Genomic DNA, 18,525 nt, shown 5'->3' with positions numbered 1-18,525 from the left:
GACACTTTATAGTTCAGATCAGAACTGGGATGCTGAGGGCACCGCGAGACGGGAGCCCCGATGTCCGAGAAGCCGAGTCGCTGGATGCGCCTGAAGTGGGCCGTCTTCGGGAAGCCCGTGACCCACGAGGAGTATCGGAGCGCACAGTCCTCCTCGTACCGCGATGCCCGCGTGGTCGGGCACTACGAGACACGCGACGCGCGATTCCACGCCGGCGGATTCTGAGTCCGCACCGGGGCAGACTGAGTACGTGACCACCGCCGTTCCGCTCCCCCCGCTCGCCGAGATCCTCGACACCGCGCACGTCGTCGCACTGCCGCTTGCGACGCGGTTCCGCGGCATCGACGTGCGCGAAGCCCTCCTCTTCGAGGGCCCCGAGGGCTGGGCCGAGTTCTCGCCGTTCGCCGAATACGGCGACGCGGAGGCCTCGACGTGGCTGGCTGCCGCCATCGAGGATTCACGGATGCCGCGACCCGCCGCCCGCCGCGACCTCATCGGCGTCAACGCCACCGTGCCGGCGGTGGTGGCAGCATCCGTCCCGTCCGTGCTCGCACGGTTCGACGGCTGCCGCACGGCGAAGGTCAAGGTGGCGGAGCCCGGTCAGGTGCTCGCGGACGACGTGGCGCGCGTGCGCGCGGTGCGCGAGGCCATGGGGCCCGAGGGCCGCGTGCGCATCGATGCGAACGGCGCGTGGAACGTCGACGAGGCCGAGCACGCGGTCCACGCGCTCGCGGAGTTCGACCTCGAATACGTCGAGCAGCCGTGCGCGAGCGTCGAGGAGCTCGCCGAGCTCCGCCGACGCGTGAAGTACATGGGCATCCCCATCGCCGCTGACGAGAGCGTGCGCAAGGCCGCCGACCCGCTCGCCGTCGCGCGGGCGGGAGCCGCCGATCTGCTGGTGATCAAGGCGCAGCCGCTCGGCGGGGTGCGGCGAGCACTCGAGATCGTCGCCGAGGCCGGGCTTCCCGCGATCGTGTCGAGCGCCCTCGACACGTCGGTCGGGCTGTCGATGGGCGTCGCGCTGGCCGCGGCCCTCCCCGAGCTCGACTACGACTGCGGACTCGGCACGGCGTCGCTGTTCACGGCGGACGTGGTCGACCCGCCGCTCACACCGCGCGCCGGTGCGCTCGTCGTGGGCCGGGTGACCCCCGACCCGGCACTGCTCGCCGCGCACGCAGCATCCGCCGACCGCCGCCAGTGGTGGCTCGACCGGTTGGCCCGGTGCTACGAGGTGCTGCGCACCGCGGAGTGATGCCTGCGGGACTCAGTGCCGGCGGAAGCCTCGGGGCGTTTCGACTCGCTTCGCTCGCTCAATGACCGGGAATGGAGCGCGACTGCCCGGGGTCAGAGGGGGTCGACGAGGGCGGTGGCCACACGCGCGGTGCGCTCGTTGACCAGCTGGTGCATCTCTGGCGCGCTCAGGCCGGTCATGACCGCGAAGGCCGACGTGTCTTCCCAGGTCTGCAGGATGAGACCCGCGAACTCCTGCGGCGGTAGGCGCAGCCTGAAGCGATACGTGAGCGCGAGCTCCTCGATGAAGGACCCGACGCGCTCGACCATGCCCGCCTGCCAGGCGAGGTAGGTCTCGGCGAGCCGCTGGTCGCGCATCGCGCGCGTGCGGATCTCGCTGGTCAGCAGGATGCCCTGCTTCTTGTCGAACGCCACATCGAGCAGTTGGCGCACGAGGGCGCCGGGCTCGAGGTCCTCGCCGCGCTCCTGAAGCTGGGCGACCCGCTCGGCGACCTCGTCGATCTTCTCGCCGGCGACCCGCTCCGTGAGGGCGAGCATGAGCTCGTCCTTGGTCTCGAAGTTCGAGTAGAACGCGCCGCGCGTGAAGCCTGCGCGCTCGCAGATCGCTTCGACGGATGCCGCGTCCAAGCCGACTTCCGCGAAGACCAGGGCGGCGGCATCCAGCAGCTTCTGCCGGGTCGCCTCGCGACGACGTGATGTGCCGGTCGCTTCGGCCACGGGGGTGTCGGTCATCGGTCCTCCATCTCGTCCAGTCTCACACGCACTACTCAGGTTGGGGCGGTAGGTCCGCCTTACGATACACTCATGTATCCGATACAGCGCTGTATCGACGGTTCCCGAACTCTCCACCCGTAACCGGAGGCGCTGTTGTCGACTCTTCTGTATGCGCTCGGTCGCTGGACCTACCGTCACCCGTGGCGGGTGCTGGTCTCGTGGCTGATGCTGCTGGGCATCGCCCTCGGCCTCGCGATCCCGCACCTGGGCGGGACGGACAACTCCTTCTCGATCCCCGGCACCGAGGCCCAGGAGGGCATCGAGCTGCTCGATCGCAGCTTCCCGCAGGCGAGCGGCACGAGCGCGCAGCTCGTCATCGTGACGGCCGACGGCGACCGGATCGACGAGGAGCCGTACGCGGGCGCGATCGACGACACGGTCGCGCACCTCGAACATCTCGACGGGGTCATCGCCGTGACCGACCCCTTCAACGAGATGGTGACGGGCATGGTGTCGGACGACGAGTCCGCCGCGATCATCCGCCTCCAGTTCGACGGCCAGTCGACCGACGTGTCGGACGAGACCAAGGAGGGACTCGAACAGGTCGCCGACGATCTGCGCGAGACGCTTCCCGAGGGCTCGCAGGTCGCCATGGGCGGCGACCTCTTCTCGACCTCGGTGCCTGCACTGTCCCTCATCGAGGCGGTCGGCGTGCTCATCGCGCTGTTCGTGCTCATCGTGACGTTCCGCTCGTTCGCGGTGGCGTGGTTCCCGCTCGTGTCCGCGCTCATCGGCGTGGGTCTCGCGATCGCGCTCATCTTCATCGCCACCGCGTTCGTCTCGGTGTCATCGACCACGCCGATGCTCGCGATCATGCTGGGACTCGCGGTCGGCATCGACTACGCCCTCTTCATCGTGGCGCGACATCAGGATCAGGTGCGCGCCGGGGTCGAGCCCGAGGAGTCCGCCGCCCGTGCGACGGGCACGGCAGGTTCGGCGGTCGTCTTCGCCGGAATCACGGTGCTCATCGCCCTCATCGGCCTCGGCTTCGCCGGCATCCCCTTCCTCACGACGATGGGCATCGCCGCGGCTGTCGCCGTCGCGATCGCCGTCGTCGTCGCCCTCACCCTCACACCCGCGCTCCTCGGCTTCGCGAAGCACCGCGTCGCCGGCTGGGGCCACGGCAAGAAGCGGCGCGGGATGCCGCTGCCCGGCGCGCGCCGCTCGGCGGAGGCGGAAACGGACACCCTCACCGAGACGAGCGCCACCGCCTCGGACGAATCGGATGCTTCGGACTCCCTGAGCGGAGCCGCGCCCGCGGAGACCTCACGGCGCGCGCGAGCGGCCACCGATGCCGCTCAGACGCACGAACCAGAGGACAACGAAACCGTCCTCGCAGCAGAGGCGGCCCACGGAACCCCGACGAAGAAGACCAATCGCTGGGTCACGCTCGTCACCAAGCACCCGATCGTCACCACCATCGCCGTCGTGCTCACCCTCGGCGTCATGGCGATCCCGGCGGCGAGCCTCGCGCTCGCCCTGCCGAACGCCGGCCAGCAGCCGGAGTCGAGCCAGGCGCGTCAGGCGTACGACCTCACGGCCGAGCACTTCGGGCCCGGCTCGAACGGCCCGCTCATCATGACCGGCACGATCGTGACGTCGACGGATCCGCTCGGACTCATGGCCGACCTCAAGGCCGAGATCGAGAAGGTGCCGGGCGTGAAGGAGGTCGCGCTCGCGACGCCGAACGAGACCGCCGACACCGGACTGATCCAGATCGTGCCCGAGACCGCGCCCGACGACCCGGCGACCGCCCAGCTGGTACGCGACCTGCGCGCGCTCGCCCCGGAGCTCGAGGACGAGTACGGCGTCGACCTCAAGGTGACGGGATTCACGGCCGTCGGCATCGACATCTCGGACCGCCTGGGCGCCGCCCTGCTGCCGTTCGGCGTGTTCGTCGTCGGCCTGTCGCTCGTGCTCCTCATGATCGTGTTCCGCTCGATCTGGGTGCCCATCAAGGCCGCCCTCGGCTACCTGCTGTCGGTGATGGCCGCGTTCGGCGTCGTCGCCGCGGTCTTCGAGTGGGGCTGGGGCGCGGAGCTCCTGCACGTGGACCGTACGGGCCCCGTGATCAGCTTCATGCCGATCATCCTGATGGGCGTGCTGTTCGGCCTGGCCATGGACTACGAGGTCTTCCTCGTCAGCCGCATGCGCGAGGACTATGTGCACGCCCGCCGCGCCGCGGGCGGCCACGCGACGCGCGGCAGCCGCGACATCGCGGTGGGCGCCGTGCGCTCGGGATTCACGGCCTCGGCGCGCGTGGTCACCGCCGCAGCGGTCATCATGTTCGCGGTGTTCGCGGCCTTCGTGCCCGAAGGCGATTCGTCGATCAAGCCGATCGCGCTGGGCCTCGCCGTCGGCATCGCCGTCGACGCGTTCCTCGTGCGCATGACGCTCGTGCCGGCCGTCATGACCCTGCTCGGCGACAAGGCGTGGTGGATGCCGCGCTGGCTCGAGCGGATCCTCCCCCACTTCGACATCGAGGGCGAGGCCGTCGAGCGTGAGCTCTCGCTCGCCGCATGGCCGGAGCCCGAAACGACGGCCGTGGTCGTCGGCGACGGCGTCGCCGTGCGCGCGGACGCGGGCGGCTCGGCCGGCGAGGTCGTGCTGTTCGAGGACGCCGCCTTCCGCACGGAGCCCGGCGGCACGCTCATCGCGACCGGCGACCCCCGCGCGGCGCGGGCCTTCGCGCTCACGATCGCGGCGCGGCTGGCCCCGACCGACGGGCGCCTGCGCGTCGCCGGCCACCTCCTCCCCGAGCGCGGGGCCTGGGTGCGCGCGCACGTCGGGCTCGCGCTCCTCGCCGACGCCGACGACCGCGTGCCGGCGCTGCGCCGCGCCCTCGCCGGGAAGGCGAGCCTCGTCGTGATCGAAGGCGTCGACGCGCTCGATCACGCGGAGCGCGACCAGGCCGCCGCGCTGCTGCGCGACGCCGCCGCGGCGCTTGCGGCGAGCGACCAGCGTCTGACGCTCGTCGTGACCGGCCGCACCGAGAGCGCGGCTCTCGCCCTCCTCGCGGACGCGCACCGCCCCGACGTGACCTCGATCACGCTGCGCTCCGCCACCGCTCAGACCACCCCCACCGCAGAGGTGAACGCATGACCCCGAACTGGATCACCACGGCCGTCGAGCGCGCGCGCTCGACCCGGCCCGTCACGTGGCTGACGCTGATCGGCGTGCTGCTGCTGCCCGTCGTCATCGGCGGCATCCTGGTGGCCGCGCTGTACAACCCCGTGGAGCGGCTCGACAACCTGACCGCCGCCGTCGTGAACGAGGACGAGCCGGTCACCGTCGACGGGCAGCTGGTGCCGCTCGGCCGCCAGCTCACCGCCGGGCTCGTCGAGGGCTCGGACGAGCTCGACAGCAACCTCACCTGGACGCTGTCGAACGCGGATGACGCGGCCGCCGGTCTCGCCGACGGCACCTACGCCGCCGTCATCACGATCCCCGAGAACTTCACAGCCGCCGCCCTGTCGACGCGCCCGGGCGAGACGCCCGAGCAGGCCACGATCGAGGTGACGACGCCGCCCGACAGCCTCATCGTGGACGACGCCATCACGGCGCAGGTCGCCTCCGCTGCCGCCTCGACCATGGGCACGCAGCTGTCGACCGTGTACCTCGAGAACGTCTTCCTCGGGTTCACGACGCTGGGCGACCAGCTCGGCACCGCCGCCGACGGTGCGCAGCAGCTCGCCGACGGCGCGACCCAGGCCGCCGACGGCGCGGCGCAGCTGCCCGACGGCATCTCGCAGATCGCCGACGGCAACGAGCAGCTGGCGAGCGGCGCCTCGCAGCTGGCGAGCGGCGCCGGCCAGATCGCGGGCGGCGCGACGTCGCTGCAGTCCGGTCTGACCACGATCGCCGGCAAGACGCGCGAAGCGTCTGCGGGGGCGCAGCAGATCGCCGACGGTGTGAACGCCGGCGCGACCGCGCTCGAGCAGACGGGGATCGTGCCCGACGGACTCACGCAGGCCGCGGGCGGCGCGTCGACGGCGACCGGTCTGGCGGCAGCAGAGGCGAAGACGAACTTCGAAGCCCTGCAGGAGCTCGCCGCATCCTGCACGCAGTCCACGGACTTCTGCAGGCAGCTCGGGACGGCCGTGGCCTCGGCCGGCAAGACCTCCGTGATCCTCAACGGCACGGGCCCCACTACCGACAACCCCGGTGCGGCGACCCTGACCCAGCTCACGGCAGACGGCATCGCTCAGCTGAACACCGGCGTCACCCAGGAGTTCGCGACGCAGTTCCGCACCATCGGCACCGGCGTCGGCACGCTCGCGGGCGGCCTCACCCAGCTCGCCGGTGGCATCGACCAGTCCGCGGCGGGCGCGGGGCAGCTGGCGACCGGCGTGACCGGCATCGAGAGCGGTGCGGACGGACTCTCCGACGGCGCATCGCAGCTCGCGTCCGGCGCGACCCAGGCCGCCGACGGCGCCACGAGCCTCGCCGACGGCGTGGCCCAGCTCGCGGACGGCACCGGAGAGCTCGCGAGCGGGCTGGCCACAGCATCCGATTCCCTCCCGTCGTACACCGACGACCAGGCCACCGACCTCGCCACCGTGGTGGCGAACCCCGTGGAAGCGGAGGGCGTGGGCACGTCGCTGTTCGGCGCCTCCGCGATCCCGCTGCTGGCGACCCTCGCACTGTGGTTCGGCGGACTCGGCACCTTCGTCGCGTTGCAGGCCGTCTCGCGCCGCGCGCTCACGTCGCGCCAGCCCTCGGCGCTGCTCGCGCTGCGCTCGTTCGCCCCGGCGGCGGCGCTCGGCGCCGTGCAGGGCATGCTGGTGGCCGGCGTCGTGCAGCTCGCCGCGTCGTACGCGTGGGCGGACTGGTGGGTGTTCGCCCTGGTGGCGGTCGTCGCCGGCATCGCGTTCGCCGCGGTGAACCAGGCCCTGATCGCCGTGTTCGGCGGTGCCGGGCGATGGATCGCCGCACTGATCGGCGTGTTCGCCGTCGCGACCGGAGTCGTCTCGACGGTGCCCGGTGTGCTCTCGAGCGTCGCGGCGCTGCTGCCCACCGGGCCCGCCTACAACGGGATGCTCGCCGCCCTCACCTCGGCGTCGGGACTCGGCGCCGCGATCGCCGGCCTCGTCGTGTGGACGCTGCTCGCCCTCGGCGCGACGATCCTCGCGGTCGCGCGCCGGCGCAGCACCTCGGCGCGCGCGCTGCTCAAGGCGGCGCCCGCCACCGCCTGACCCGCTCGTCCTCGGAGCCCCGGCCGCCTCCCGGCCGGGGCTCCGCCGTGTCGTGTCGGGTGCGGGCAGCTCGTCCGATCGGCCGCAGAACAGTGGCCGATCAGCCGATTGCCGGCGGGACCGCGGCGCGACAGGATCGCAAGCATGAACCCCTCCCCGCACCCGACCGAGGCGCGCCGCGATCCGGCCCGGATCCCACCGCGCTGGTTCATCCGCACCGCGTGGGTCGTCCATCGGACGCTGTACCGGGTGACCCGCGGACGCGTGGGGCTGCGGCATCCGTCCCCGACCGTCTACGGGATGATGCGCCTGCACACGGTCGGCCGCCGCTCGGGCGAGCCGCGCGTCGCGATCGTCGCGTACTTCGAGGACGGCCCCGACCTCGTCACCCTCGCGATGAACGGCTGGGGCGACCCGCCGCCGGCCTGGTGGCTGAACCTCGAGGCGCGGCCCGCGGCATCCGTCGATCTTCCCGACGGCAGGCGCGACGTGCTCGCCCGCGAGGCGACGGGAGCCGACCGCGAGCGCCTCTGGGCGGTGTGGCGCACCCTGCAGGGCGACGCCGACCTCGACGCGATGGCGGCGCTGCGCAGCCGCGAGACCCCGGTCGTCGTACTCACCCCGGCGCCCTGAGCGTCATGTCCGGCGGGGTCGGGTCCCTCGGGGGAGAGTGAGACCCGACCCGCCGGCGCCGGCGACGGTCACCCGTCGTCGGTCTTGATCGTGACCAGCCCCTGCGCGTCCGCCAGATTGGCGCCGGGCGCCGGCTGCAGTGTCACGATGAATGCTTCGTCCGGTTCCTTCGCGGCGTCGCCGCGGACCGTGAAGGTGATGGTGGCGGTGGTGGCGCCGGCGGCGAACGTCACGACGCCGGAGGTGGCGCCGGTCACATCGACGCCCCATGTGACACCGTTCGCGATGAGGGTGTCGACGCTCCACCCGATCGACAGCGCCGAGCCTGCCTGGTCGCGGGTGACCGTGAGCGTCACGGTCTTGGTGGTGCCGGCCGCGCCCTCGGTGACCGTCGCGTCCGAGATCCGCACGGCCTGCGCTGCGGGCGGGGATCCCGTGTACGCATCGTCGTCGGTGCGCAGGCGATAGTCGGCAGCGGATGCTGTGACCCCGACCCCGACCCCGAACGCGAACAGACCCTGTCGGCCGTCGGCGAGCGGCGAGTTGTACGAGAACGAGGCGAGCACCTGGCCGCCGAGCGTGACGGTGACCACCGTAGCCTTGAGGACGATGTCGAGCACGTAGTCTGTGCCGCCGGCGAGTGCCCGGGCGATGGCGAAATCGATGGTGCGGACACCCTTCGCCACATGTCCGATCACCACGCGCTGGCCGGCGACGTCGATCCCGACGAACTTGTAGTCCTTCGCGGAGTACCAGTCGAAGAGGATGCCGGTGATCCCCGCCGCCCGCAGGGTCGCAGTGAGCTGGACGTAGCTGGTGGCGTCGAGCTTCGGCACGCTGCTGTAGCCCGTGCCGACGGGGACGCCGATGAGCGACGTCGCGGTGCCCGCAGCATCCGTCGTCCCCTGCAGTCGCCCGCCGACCGTCGTCCAGGTGCCGGTCACGTCCTGCCTCGCCGAAGGCCCACCGCCCTCGAAGAACTCGGTGCGGTCGATGGTGATCTCGGGCGAGATGACGGTGAGGGCGATGTTGTCGAAGAGGCCCTTCGCCTGGTTCGAGCCGAAGCCGGTGAGGCCGCGGTTGAGGGCGACCTGCTGGCCGCCGATGATGCGCGGCGCGAACGTGTAGCTGAAGGCGTTCTTGCCGTCCGCGGTGACCGTGACGAGCAGGCCGTTGATCACGACGTTGAGGTTGTAGAACGTGTTGGCCTTCACGCCGCCGGGCACGCTCCCCTGCGCCCGCACCCACCAGCCGGTGGCGGTGCGTTCGCCGATCACCATCTTGTTCGTCGACTGGTCGATTCCGGCGAACTTGAAGTCGGTCGGGCTGAAGTAGTCGAAGATGATGTACGCGTTGGCCTTCCAGCCCCCGGTCGGCTTGTCCATCGAGATGCGCGCCGAGACCTCGTAGTAGACGGTCTGGTAGGCGTCCGAGTACCAGACGGCGACCGCGTCGCCCTGCGAGCTCGCCGCCGTGACGGTCAGCACCCCCTGGGTGATCGTGAAGGTGCCCGAGTCGGTGAGGAAGCCCTGCAGTGTGCCGTCGTTGAAGTCCGCGCCGCGCACGCTGTCGCGCTTGCCGCCGGGGATGTTCCCCGCCTGCGGGTCGGTCGGGCCGCCCGTCTGCGTCTGCCAGTAGCCGTGGTCCTCCTGGCGGATGAGCCCCAGCTCACCGAACGGCTCGCCGTTGCGCACGGGGTCGCTGCCCTCGTCGCTCCAGCGCGTCGGGTCGGCGCCCTGGCTGCGGCTGAGCGCGTACAGGAACTCGGGCAGGGCCGGGTTGTTCTGGCGGCTGACCGTGGCCATGCCGAATGGCGCGAACGGCACGAGGTAGCTGTTGAACTCGCCGACCCAGTCGATGAGGCGGTCGCCGGCGGTGTTGCCGATGAGGATGTCGAGTCCGGCGCCGCCGTAGGCGCGGTCCTGGAAGCTCGAGTTGACGCCGTCCGCGATGTCGTTCAGCCATGTGTCGCCGTACTGCTGGCACGTGCCGTTGTTCGCCATGACGAGGCATCCGTTGTGCAGATCGTCGTCAGCCTGGTGCAGGTCGTTGCCCCAGCCGCCCCACAGCGTGTCCTGGCCGGTGCCGCCGACGAGCCAGTCGTTGCCGAGATCGCCGAAGATCGCGTCGTCGCCGTCGGTGGCCTGGTCGAACTTCCACGCGAGGCAGTTGCCCTGGTTGTCGACCGAGACGCAGGTCTTCACGAGGATGTCGCCGACGAGGTCCTCGTTGTTGAGGAAGAACTGGTTCGGGAACAGCGTGCGGTCGGAACTGCCCGTGCAGGTGTGCCCGCTCGGCGACCACGAGGTGCAGCCCCAGGTCTGGCCGACGCCGTTGAAGAGGATGGCGCGGCGCGGGTCGTACTCGTCGTAGAGGAGGAACTCGCCCAGGCGCATCTCGTTGTGGTTGTTGGCGTGCCACGGGTTGGTGTCGGCGCCGAAGTGCAGCACGTCGCCGGGGTTCCACGGGTGGGCGAAGTCGATGTACTCGAGGCCGACGAGGGTGCCCGCGAGGTCGAAGTGCTGGGCGTAGCCGCTGCCCGCCGGCTTCGGTCCGTTGACGCCGTTGGGAGCGAGGCGGTTGTCGTCGGGGTCGGTGCCGATGGCCTCGGCGCCCGAGATGGCGTCGTCGCCGGCGCCGCCGTGGATCCAGTCGCTCCCCCAGCCGCCGAAGATGATGTCGTCGGAGTTGTTCGCGTCGTACAGCGGCGAGTTCGCGACGTGGTGCAGGCTCGCGTTCACGTCGGGACCGAGGTTGTAGATCGTGAGGTCGGCCGCCTTGTTCAGCTGGCCGCCGATGTTGATCGTCGCCGTCTGGCCCTGACCGGGCGTGTAGATGAACTCGTTCAGCACGTTGCCGTTCGAGTACTTGGTGTCGGGGTCTGTCGCCAGGAGCGCGGTGATGCCGTAGAGCCGCTCGCTGTAGCAGGCGTTCACCGCGCCGGGCGCGGCCGCGTTGCCGGAGCAGGCGGCGCCGCCGGTCAGGATGCCGGTCGAGCTGTTGCGGCTGGTGAAGATGCGGCCGTCGTCGCCGAGGATGCCGTCCTGACCTGTGCCGCCCGAGATCCAGTCGTTGCCCCAGCCGCCGATGATGTCGTCGTCCTGGGCGTCGCCGTAGACGACGTCGTGGTCGGCGCCGGTGTAGACCGTGTCGTCGCCGGTCTCGCCGTGGACCTCGTCGCGACCGCCGGTCTGCGCGCCGGCCGTCGGGTCGTAGGCGACGTTGCGCCACTGACCCGTCGCGGTGTCGAGCACCTTCGAGCAGATCGGCTGCGTCGGCGAGCCGTTGGTGCAGTCGCTGCCCACGCCGAGGCCGAAGTTCTCGGGCTCGAAGTCCGGCCCGCCGAGGGTGTAGTCGAGGAGCGTCACGCCACGGACGATGAGCTTCTGCGTGCCGTAGTTGTCGTACTGGAACGTCAGGTAGTTCGATCCCGTGGCCGGCGGGACCCCGACCGTGCCGGTGTTGCCCAGCCCGTTGACGTCGCCGTGGCTCGTGCCGACGATGCGGACGATGCGGCCGTTGTCTCCGACGATCGTGTCGGCGTCGCGGGCGTGCATGTTCGCCGGCAGTGTGCCGTCGACGAGCGTTCCGCCGGTCGTCGGCGTGCTGACCATCGTGCCGCCGTTGGTCTGGTCGTTGATGCCGATGCGCGAGCCCGCCCCACCGAAGAGGACGTCGGCACCGCGGTCGTGACCGGGCAGGTAGTTGAGGGCCGGGTTCTGCAGGCCGTCGGGGCGCTTGTCGGCCGTGTCGAGGCTGAAGAAGTCGCTCGATCCGCCGACGATGTCGTCCTGGCCGAGACCGCCGAAGACGACGTCGTTGCCGGCGTTGCCCTCGATGTAGTCCTCGCCATCCGTCGCCGCCTCGAACGACGGCACGACCACGAGAACGCCCGTGTAGTCGCAGAGGATCGCCACGCCCGCGCCGGGGTCGTTGTCGTAGCAGCCGAGGGGGGTGCGCGAGGCGCCCACGTGGGAGGCCGAGGTCGCCGCATCGGCCACACCGTTGACGACGGACGGGTGGTCGTCGATCCAGCGGCGGAAGGCCCCCTCGATGCCGCCGTCGCCCTGCAGGACGTCGTCGCCGAGCTGCCCGAACAGGATGTCGTGGGCCGCGCCGCCCGCGAGGTAGTCGTTCCCCCACGTCGCGGCCCACTTGTCACCCCGGTCCGACGCCACGTCGTGGAACAGGTTCGTCACGTCGTACTCCGCCCACCACGGCGCCCCGTCGGGGTCGCGGTACGGGCGCGGCGTGCCGTCGACGAGCAGCACGCCCGAGTTGTTCTCGGTCGGAGTCGGCGCACCGTTGCAGAGGTTCGAGGCGTCCGTGATGTCGCTGCGGCTGTAGAGGAGCGTGCCGCACAGCGACTGGAACCGCGGGCTCGTCCAGTTGCCCGGCGTGCGGTCGAACCACACGGCGTCGCCGAACAGGATGTCGTCGGACTGGTCGCCGTCGATCATGTCGTTGCCGGCGCCGCCGACGAGCACGTCGCGGCCGAGGCCGCCGAAGACGATGTCGTCCGCGCCCTTGTCGAGGTTGACGCTGCGGATCCGCAGGATCGAGGCGAGCGCCGTCGTCTGGATCTTCTGCAGCCGCGGGTCGGGCTCGTTCGGGTCGGCCACGTTCTGGTCGATCGCGCCGTGGTCGCCGAAGACGATGTCGTCGTACGCCGACTCGGGCTGCCCATTGGCGTTCACCGCGAACGACCCGAGGCCGAGGCCCGGCGCGCCGTCGCCGTAGATGAGGTCGTACCCGGCGACGAGCAGGTCGTCGACGACGCCGATGACGCCACCCACGATCGGCGTGAGGGTCGTGCCGTTCGGGATGAAGCCCGCACCGGTCACCGTGGGCCGCGGGCTGCGGTTGATCGTCGCGATGTCGAGCGCACGCGTCAGCACGTCGACGTTGACGCCCGAGTCGCCGTAGATGTGGTCGACGCCCCGGAGGCCGCGGATCTCGTCGTCGCCCGAGCCGCCGGCGAGGTGGTCGCCGGCCTGGCTGCCGATGATGAGGTCGTCGCCCAGTCCGCCGTAGGCCGTGAAGCCCACGGTCGGCAGATTCGCCGGGAGGAGGTCGGCGAACAGACCGGACGCGTCGATGATGTCGTTGCCGCTGTAGTCGTAGGGGTTCGCGAGTCCGAACACCCACTCGTCGTCCTCGTTCTCCCCGTCGGGGATGTGGGTGAACGGGTCGAACGGCTTGGGACCGAACTCCATGCCCAGGTTGTCGCCCGGCGTGCCCGAGTACCAGACGCCGTCCTGCGACGTGTCGCCGTAGACCACCAGCGGCGAGCCGGGGCCGGCCGTGTGCGTCGCGTCGCAGCGCACCGGATCGTCGACGAGGCCGTCCGGCTGCGCGGCGATCTTGAAGAGCAGGCTGTCCACTGCTCGGTTGCAGACGGTGAGAACGTCGCCGCCGATCATGGCGCCGTTCGATGCGCGGAACTCGTCCCACGCGGTGAGAGTCAGGGTGACGGCATCCCAGATCGCCGCGCCCGCCGCGTTCAGGTGCATGCTCGGCGCCCATGCGACGTTCGCGAACTCCACGACGCTGTCGTTCGCACCCGAGAACTTCGAGATGGTGAACGGACCCGCGAAGCCGCTGATGCGCACCTGCATGCCGGCCTTGAAGCCCGCCGCGCTCCAGCTCGCGCCGTCGGTGCGCGTCAGGCTCGACGTCCTCACCTGCACCGGCGTTGTGACCTCGATCTTCACCGGCTGCGCGACGCGGACATCGGTCGCGAGTCCGGTGCCGAGCGGCAGCGTCACGGGGGTGGTGGGGGCGATGTTCGGCCCGCCCAGGATCATGATCGATCCCTTGCCGCAGCCGGGGAACGGGTCGCCGTACGGGCACTGGGCGAACGGCAGATCGAGGAAGCCGAGGATCATCCGCGTGAAGTTCTCGCCCACGAGCTGCACGTGCTGGGAGGCGTGCAGGTACGGGTCGCCCGCGTAGTACCCGCTGCCGGGCAGCAGGCCGTTGAACGCCCAATTGAGTCCGTCGAGTCGCGTGAGGACGAGTGCCGCACCCGGGAACGCGGAGGCCTGAGCGGGCGTCGGGGCGGTGCGCGTCATCTCGAACACCGTCTGGATCGGCGTGTTGCCGCCGCCGTGCACCGCCGTGAGGCCGCCGTTCGGTCCGGGGACGAAGACGTTCTGCGAGGTGGGCGCCGCGATCGACGGGAGCACGTCGCCGCGGTCGAGCGTCAGCGTCGTGGCCGTCACCGCGACCAGGCGCCACTGGCCCGCGATGTTCGCGATCCGCACCAGCTGGCCGACGACGAAGCCGTCCGCGATCCAGCTGCCGCTCGCACGGGTGACCGTGCCGCCGGCGGGGCCTCCGACCACGGTCACCGGGACCGTGATCGTCACCGGGACGTCCTGCGCGACGACGGTCGGGGCGTTGACACCGGAGCCCGACGTGCCCGGGGTCGGAGCGCCGCCGCTCATGAGCTGCAGGTACATCACCGTGTTGTCGGTGGTGTCGCTCGGGTCGGAGTCGGCGAAGCCGACGACCTTGAACACGCGCCCGGGCTGGTTGCTGATCGTCACCGGCTGCCCGATCAGGAAGCCCTGCGCCTTCCAGTCGAACGGCGACGGTCGTGTGAGCTGGAGCGCACCGGCCGGCGGCGCCGCGAATCCGGGGTACGACTGCGCGGCGGCGAGGGTGATCTGGCCCCTCAGCTTCACCGGGTCGTCCGGCTGGAGCGTGCCCTGGATGTCGAGGCGGTCGTTGCCGGCGCCGAGGAAGAGGTTGAGCACCTCGATCGAGCTGCGGCCGGCCGAGGTCTCGTACTCGCCGTCGACGAACGACACCGAGCCGAAGCTGATGCCGCCGGGGAAGATCTGAGGCTCGCCGAACGTCTCGTTCTGCGATCCGCCGTACGCCGCGCCGAAGTCGAGGTCCTTCGCCATGCCGAGGCCGCGGAGGGTCGTCGAGGTCATGACGCCCCAGTTGTGAGCCACGCTGCCGTCGCCGTAGATGTTGAGGACGTCGATCTGCTTGGATTCGGGCGCCTGGGTCGCGATCGCGAACAGCGGGCCGTCCTGCTCGCCCGGCAGCTTCAGCCCGAGCTCGAGCGAGCGGTCGGCTCCCGTCACGCCGCCTTCGACCGCGAGCGGGCCGCGCAGCCGCGTGAGCAGGTGCTGCGACGCCGGGAAGTTCTTGACGCCCTGGCGCACGATCGGCTGGTAATAGCCGAGGTCGGCCTCGAGCTCGACCTTCTGGTCGAGGTACCAGTCGGCGGCGGTGAAGGTCGCCTGCGCGGCGATCCTCACGACGCTGAACGCCGAGCCCGACAGCGCTGAGAAGTCGTCGTACGAGTCGGGGCGGAACTCGAGCTGCTGGTCGTGCGCGAGGTTGGTGCCGCGGATGTTCTGGATCTTGGCACGGACGCAGTCGCCGTCCCCGTCGCACACCAGCACCCACTGGCCCTCGAGGAATCCGTCGGCGAGCCAGCCGCCGCCGGCGCGCGTCAGCCGGAAGTGCGTGAGCAGGTCATCGCCGATCGCCGTGGCGAGCGCCGCCGAGCCGTCCCAGATCCCTCGCCGGGTCAGGACGTTGATCGACGTGCCGGTCGCCGCGCCGCTGCAGCCGACGAGCGGCGTCGACACCGTGAAGGACTTGCCGTCGACCGAGATCGACTGCACTGTGTAGATGCCCGTGCACGCTGCGAACCGCAGGCGCTGGCCGACGGCGAGGCCGTCGTCCCAGAAGCTGCCGGTGTCGCTGCCGTTCGCCCGCGTGATCGTCGATCCGGCGAACGAGAGGTTGCCCAGGAACACCCGCGACGGGATGTCGCCGCCGATCTCCACATAGTCGTCCGGCGTGACCGCGACCCCGTTGATCGAGACCGCGTCGACGAGACCGTCGGGCGTGATGACGACGTGCACGTCGCCGGTCGGGGTCGTCGTCAGGCGGAGGTAGTAGCCGTCGCGGAGGCCCGGCACCGAGCACGCCGCGTCGCCGCACTTGACGACGACGGTGTCGGTGCCCGTCGGGATCGTGACGACCTGCGCCGTCTCGTCGTCGTAGACGAGCACGTCGGTGCGCTGCTGACCCGACCGCAGGTTCGGGAAGGTGTATGCCGGGGTCGCGAACTCCTGACCCCAGAAGATGATGGCCGTGGTGGGATCGCCGGGCTCGGGGTTGCTGCGTGCCTGCAGCGTGAGCCGCACCGGGGTGTTCCAGTTCGTGCTGTCGAAGGTCAGCAGGTAGTACGTGCCGAACGCCTCGCCGGTGACCTTGGTCCAGCGCGAGCCGAGTGCGGGGTCGAGGATCTGCAGGATGCGCTGGGAGTCGGCATCCATCGTGATCTTGACGGTGATGGTGAGCGCGCCCGGGTCCTTCGCGAGCTGGACCAGGATCTCGTCGGTGCGCTGCGTGGTGCCGCTGCCCTCGATCACGACGCCCCGGTCGTCGAGGACGCAGTTCTGCGCGCTCGCGGCGCAGGCGATCTCGCCCGGCGTGTTCGGCGCGGTGGTGGGGTTCTCGGTCGACGGCTCGACGTGCGTGACGTAGACGCCCGGGGTGTCGTTGTCGTACACGCGGACGTTCACCTGGCGCACCGCCGCACCGTGGAACTCGGTATCCGCGACCTTGTCGGCGGCGATGACCGAGTGCTGCACCACCACGGTGCGGTCGCCCTCCGAGCGGAGGTCGTCGTAGGCGCGGATGTAGACGCGCTGCGGAGTGTTCCAGTTCCCGGGCGTGAACGTCAGCACCACGGCGCGTCCGGCCTCGTCGACGACGACGCCGTTCCGTACGTAGTGGCGCTGGAAGTCGCCGATGCCGTTGCACTGGTCGCCGTACGGGAACGTGTCGACGCAGAGCCAGATCGTGTCGGCGACGCCGTCGGTGAGCCCGAAGCCCGTCGGGTTGTCGAAGGTGTCGCGCGCCTCTTCGTCGGGCGAGAGCGCGGCCGAGACCGTCACGAAGATGTTCGCGGTGGGGGCATGGCTGAGCTCGACGGTGTAGTGGTTGATCTCCCTGATGGGCCCGGTCGTCGTGCCCTCGCGCACACTCGTCGAAGTGCCCTGCTCCTTGATCACGACGACGCCGGTCTCGGGGGTCGCGAGGTTGTAGGGCACGCCGTCGACCACGATGCCGTCGTAGCGGGGGTCGTCCGAGAGGACGATGTGGTCGACCGCCCCCGAGATGCCCTCGAGCTCGCGGGTCACGATGTCGGCGGTGACGTCGCCCGCGACCGAGATCTGGTCGGAGCCCAGGCCGCCGATGACGCGGTAGGCGACGCCGTACGCGGTGGACAGGACGAAGAACTGGTCGTCGCCCTCGAGCCCGTCGACCTCGAGGATCTCGATCGTCGTGTACTTGACGTTGAGCCCGGCGCCGTAGATCGCCTTGTCGGTGATGACGAAGTCGTCGGCGAACTCGGTGCCGAGGACGACGAGCTTGTCGAAGCCGGTGCCGCCGTCGACGTTGACCGGCGCGTTGACGTTGTACTGGACCTCGTCCTCGCCGCCGCCGGCGCGGATGTCGAGCGGACGGTTCGTCGAGAAGCCGAGCCCGATCACCGGCACGGCGACGCCGTTGGCGTCCAGCGGGATCACGTCGTCCTGCCACATCGTGTGGTCGAGATCGACGTTGCTGCCCGGCGCGTGGTGGTAGGTGATGTGCGCGTCGGCGTTGTTGCAGACGTCGTCGCCGTTGTTGTCGTAGCGGATGTAGCCGCCCGCGAGCACGCACTGCCCGTCGTCGGCGCCGTCCGCCGCATCCAGCGGGAAGACGCCGCCCGCCGGCCGGTAGTCCACGTCGCTGAGGCCGCAGCCGGCGATGTTGTCGGCGTCGGTGTCGCACACCGCGGCGATCGCGAAGGCCCGGACGATGAACAGGTCGTTGTCGTCGTCGCCGTTGAGCTGGATCTCGGCCTGGTTCGAGTAGACGATGAAGCGGTCGTTGCCGGTGCCTCCGGTGGCCAGCAGCGGGGCGTGCGCACCGGGGCTCAGCCAGCCGCGGGTCGTGGGGACGAGCGCCGGGAACGTGTCGGCGGGGAGCAGGGCGCCGCCCTCGGGCGCGGCCTCGCCGTCGCGCTGCGTGCCGAAGATCTGGCCGATCTGGAACGCGTCGTTGCCGGCGCCGCCGTCGAGCGTCATCGTGGCCTGCGTGTCGTCGACGTAGAACGCGTCGTTGCCGCCCAGGCCGAAGACCGTGATGCGGCCGTTGAGCGCACGGTCGTAGTTGATGCGCTGCACGAGCGCGCTGGGCTCGTTGCCCTGCGTGCGGTCGCGGTAGAGGCCGATGCCGCCGTCGGCGTTGCCGTTGCCGGCGAGCAGGGCGATGAACGCGGGGTGATCGGCGGTCTCGGTCGGCGTCGCGCACGTCGCCGGGACGCCCGCGTTGAGGGCGAACGGCGACTCGTTGTCGATGCAGGTCAGTGCCCGCAGCAGCCAGATGTCGTCGGCAGCGCCGCTTGCCCCGTTGTACGCCACGGCCGCGTTGTCGTAGCCGTAGATGCCGAGCTCGTCGACGCCCTGGTTCGCAAGACCCGTGTCGAGGACGTTGATGACGTAGTTGCGGATGTTGCCGTGGCTGCCGTTGGTGTAGATCGAGTAGTGGTCGGTCTCGCCCTGGCCGTCGAGGGTGAGCGTGTGCCCCGCGCCCGTGCCGGACTGCAGGCCCGTCGGGCTCGTCACGACATCCATCGACTGCAGGT

At 70.7% G+C, this 18,525-nt stretch carries 7 protein-coding genes (1 of these 7 cut by a window edge); 5 read left to right on the top strand and 2 right to left on the bottom strand.

Annotated features, from left to right (window positions below; all coding sequences use genetic code 11):
- Nucleotides 1-60: 60 nt before the first annotated feature.
- Together ASF40_RS21255 and ASF40_RS10710 are read left to right on the top strand one after the other, a co-directional pair.
- On the top strand, nt 61-225 hold the full coding sequence (locus ASF40_RS21255; protein WP_162239851.1) for a hypothetical protein: 165 nt from the start codon (nt 61-63) through the stop codon (nt 223-225).
- A gap of 25 nt (nt 226-250) precedes the next feature.
- A complete protein-coding gene (locus ASF40_RS10710) occupies nt 251-1,252 on the top strand; it encodes an o-succinylbenzoate synthase (RefSeq protein ID WP_056368876.1) in 1,002 nt (333 codons plus the stop codon).
- 92 nt (nt 1,253-1,344) lie between these two features.
- Here the strand turns inward: ASF40_RS10710 and ASF40_RS10705 are convergent, their stop codons facing one another.
- Nucleotides 1,345-1,983, bottom strand: coding sequence for a TetR/AcrR family transcriptional regulator (locus tag ASF40_RS10705; RefSeq protein ID WP_056368874.1), 639 nt, complete (start codon nt 1,981-1,983; stop codon nt 1,345-1,347).
- A 135-nt stretch (nt 1,984-2,118) separates the two neighbouring features.
- Between ASF40_RS10705 and ASF40_RS10700 the strand changes: the two genes are divergently transcribed.
- The 3 genes from ASF40_RS10700 (at nt 2,119) to ASF40_RS10690 (ending at nt 7,853) form a co-directional block, all read left to right on the top strand.
- Entirely contained in the window at nt 2,119-5,127 is a 3,009-nt protein-coding gene (locus ASF40_RS10700; protein WP_056368872.1) for an MMPL family transporter, read from the top strand.
- Nucleotides 5,124-7,220, top strand: coding sequence for a YhgE/Pip domain-containing protein (locus tag ASF40_RS10695; RefSeq protein WP_200919476.1), 2,097 nt, complete (start codon nt 5,124-5,126; stop codon nt 7,218-7,220). Before ASF40_RS10700 ends, ASF40_RS10695 begins: the two co-directional genes overlap by 4 nt.
- 144 nt (nt 7,221-7,364) lie before the next feature.
- Complete coding sequence (locus tag ASF40_RS10690) at nt 7,365-7,853, top strand: nitroreductase/quinone reductase family protein (protein ID WP_056368870.1); 489 nt, start codon at nt 7,365-7,367, stop codon at nt 7,851-7,853.
- A 68-nt stretch (nt 7,854-7,921) separates the two neighbouring features.
- Here the strand turns inward: ASF40_RS10690 and ASF40_RS10685 are convergent, their stop codons facing one another.
- On the bottom strand, nt 7,922-18,525 hold the end of the coding sequence (locus ASF40_RS10685) for a hypothetical protein (RefSeq protein WP_157549620.1). Its footprint extends 18,316 nt past the window's final position; 10,604 of the gene's 28,920 nt are visible here — the last part of the coding sequence; its start codon lies off the right edge, out of view — the gene reads right to left on this strand; its stop codon occupies nt 7,922-7,924.

The sequence above is a fragment of the Microbacterium sp. Leaf288 genome (genome assembly GCF_001422925.1).
Classification (GTDB): domain Bacteria; phylum Actinomycetota; class Actinomycetes; order Actinomycetales; family Microbacteriaceae; genus Microbacterium.
The sequence above is the reverse complement of the archived record's forward strand: the minus strand, read 5'-3'. Positions and strand labels throughout refer to the sequence as shown.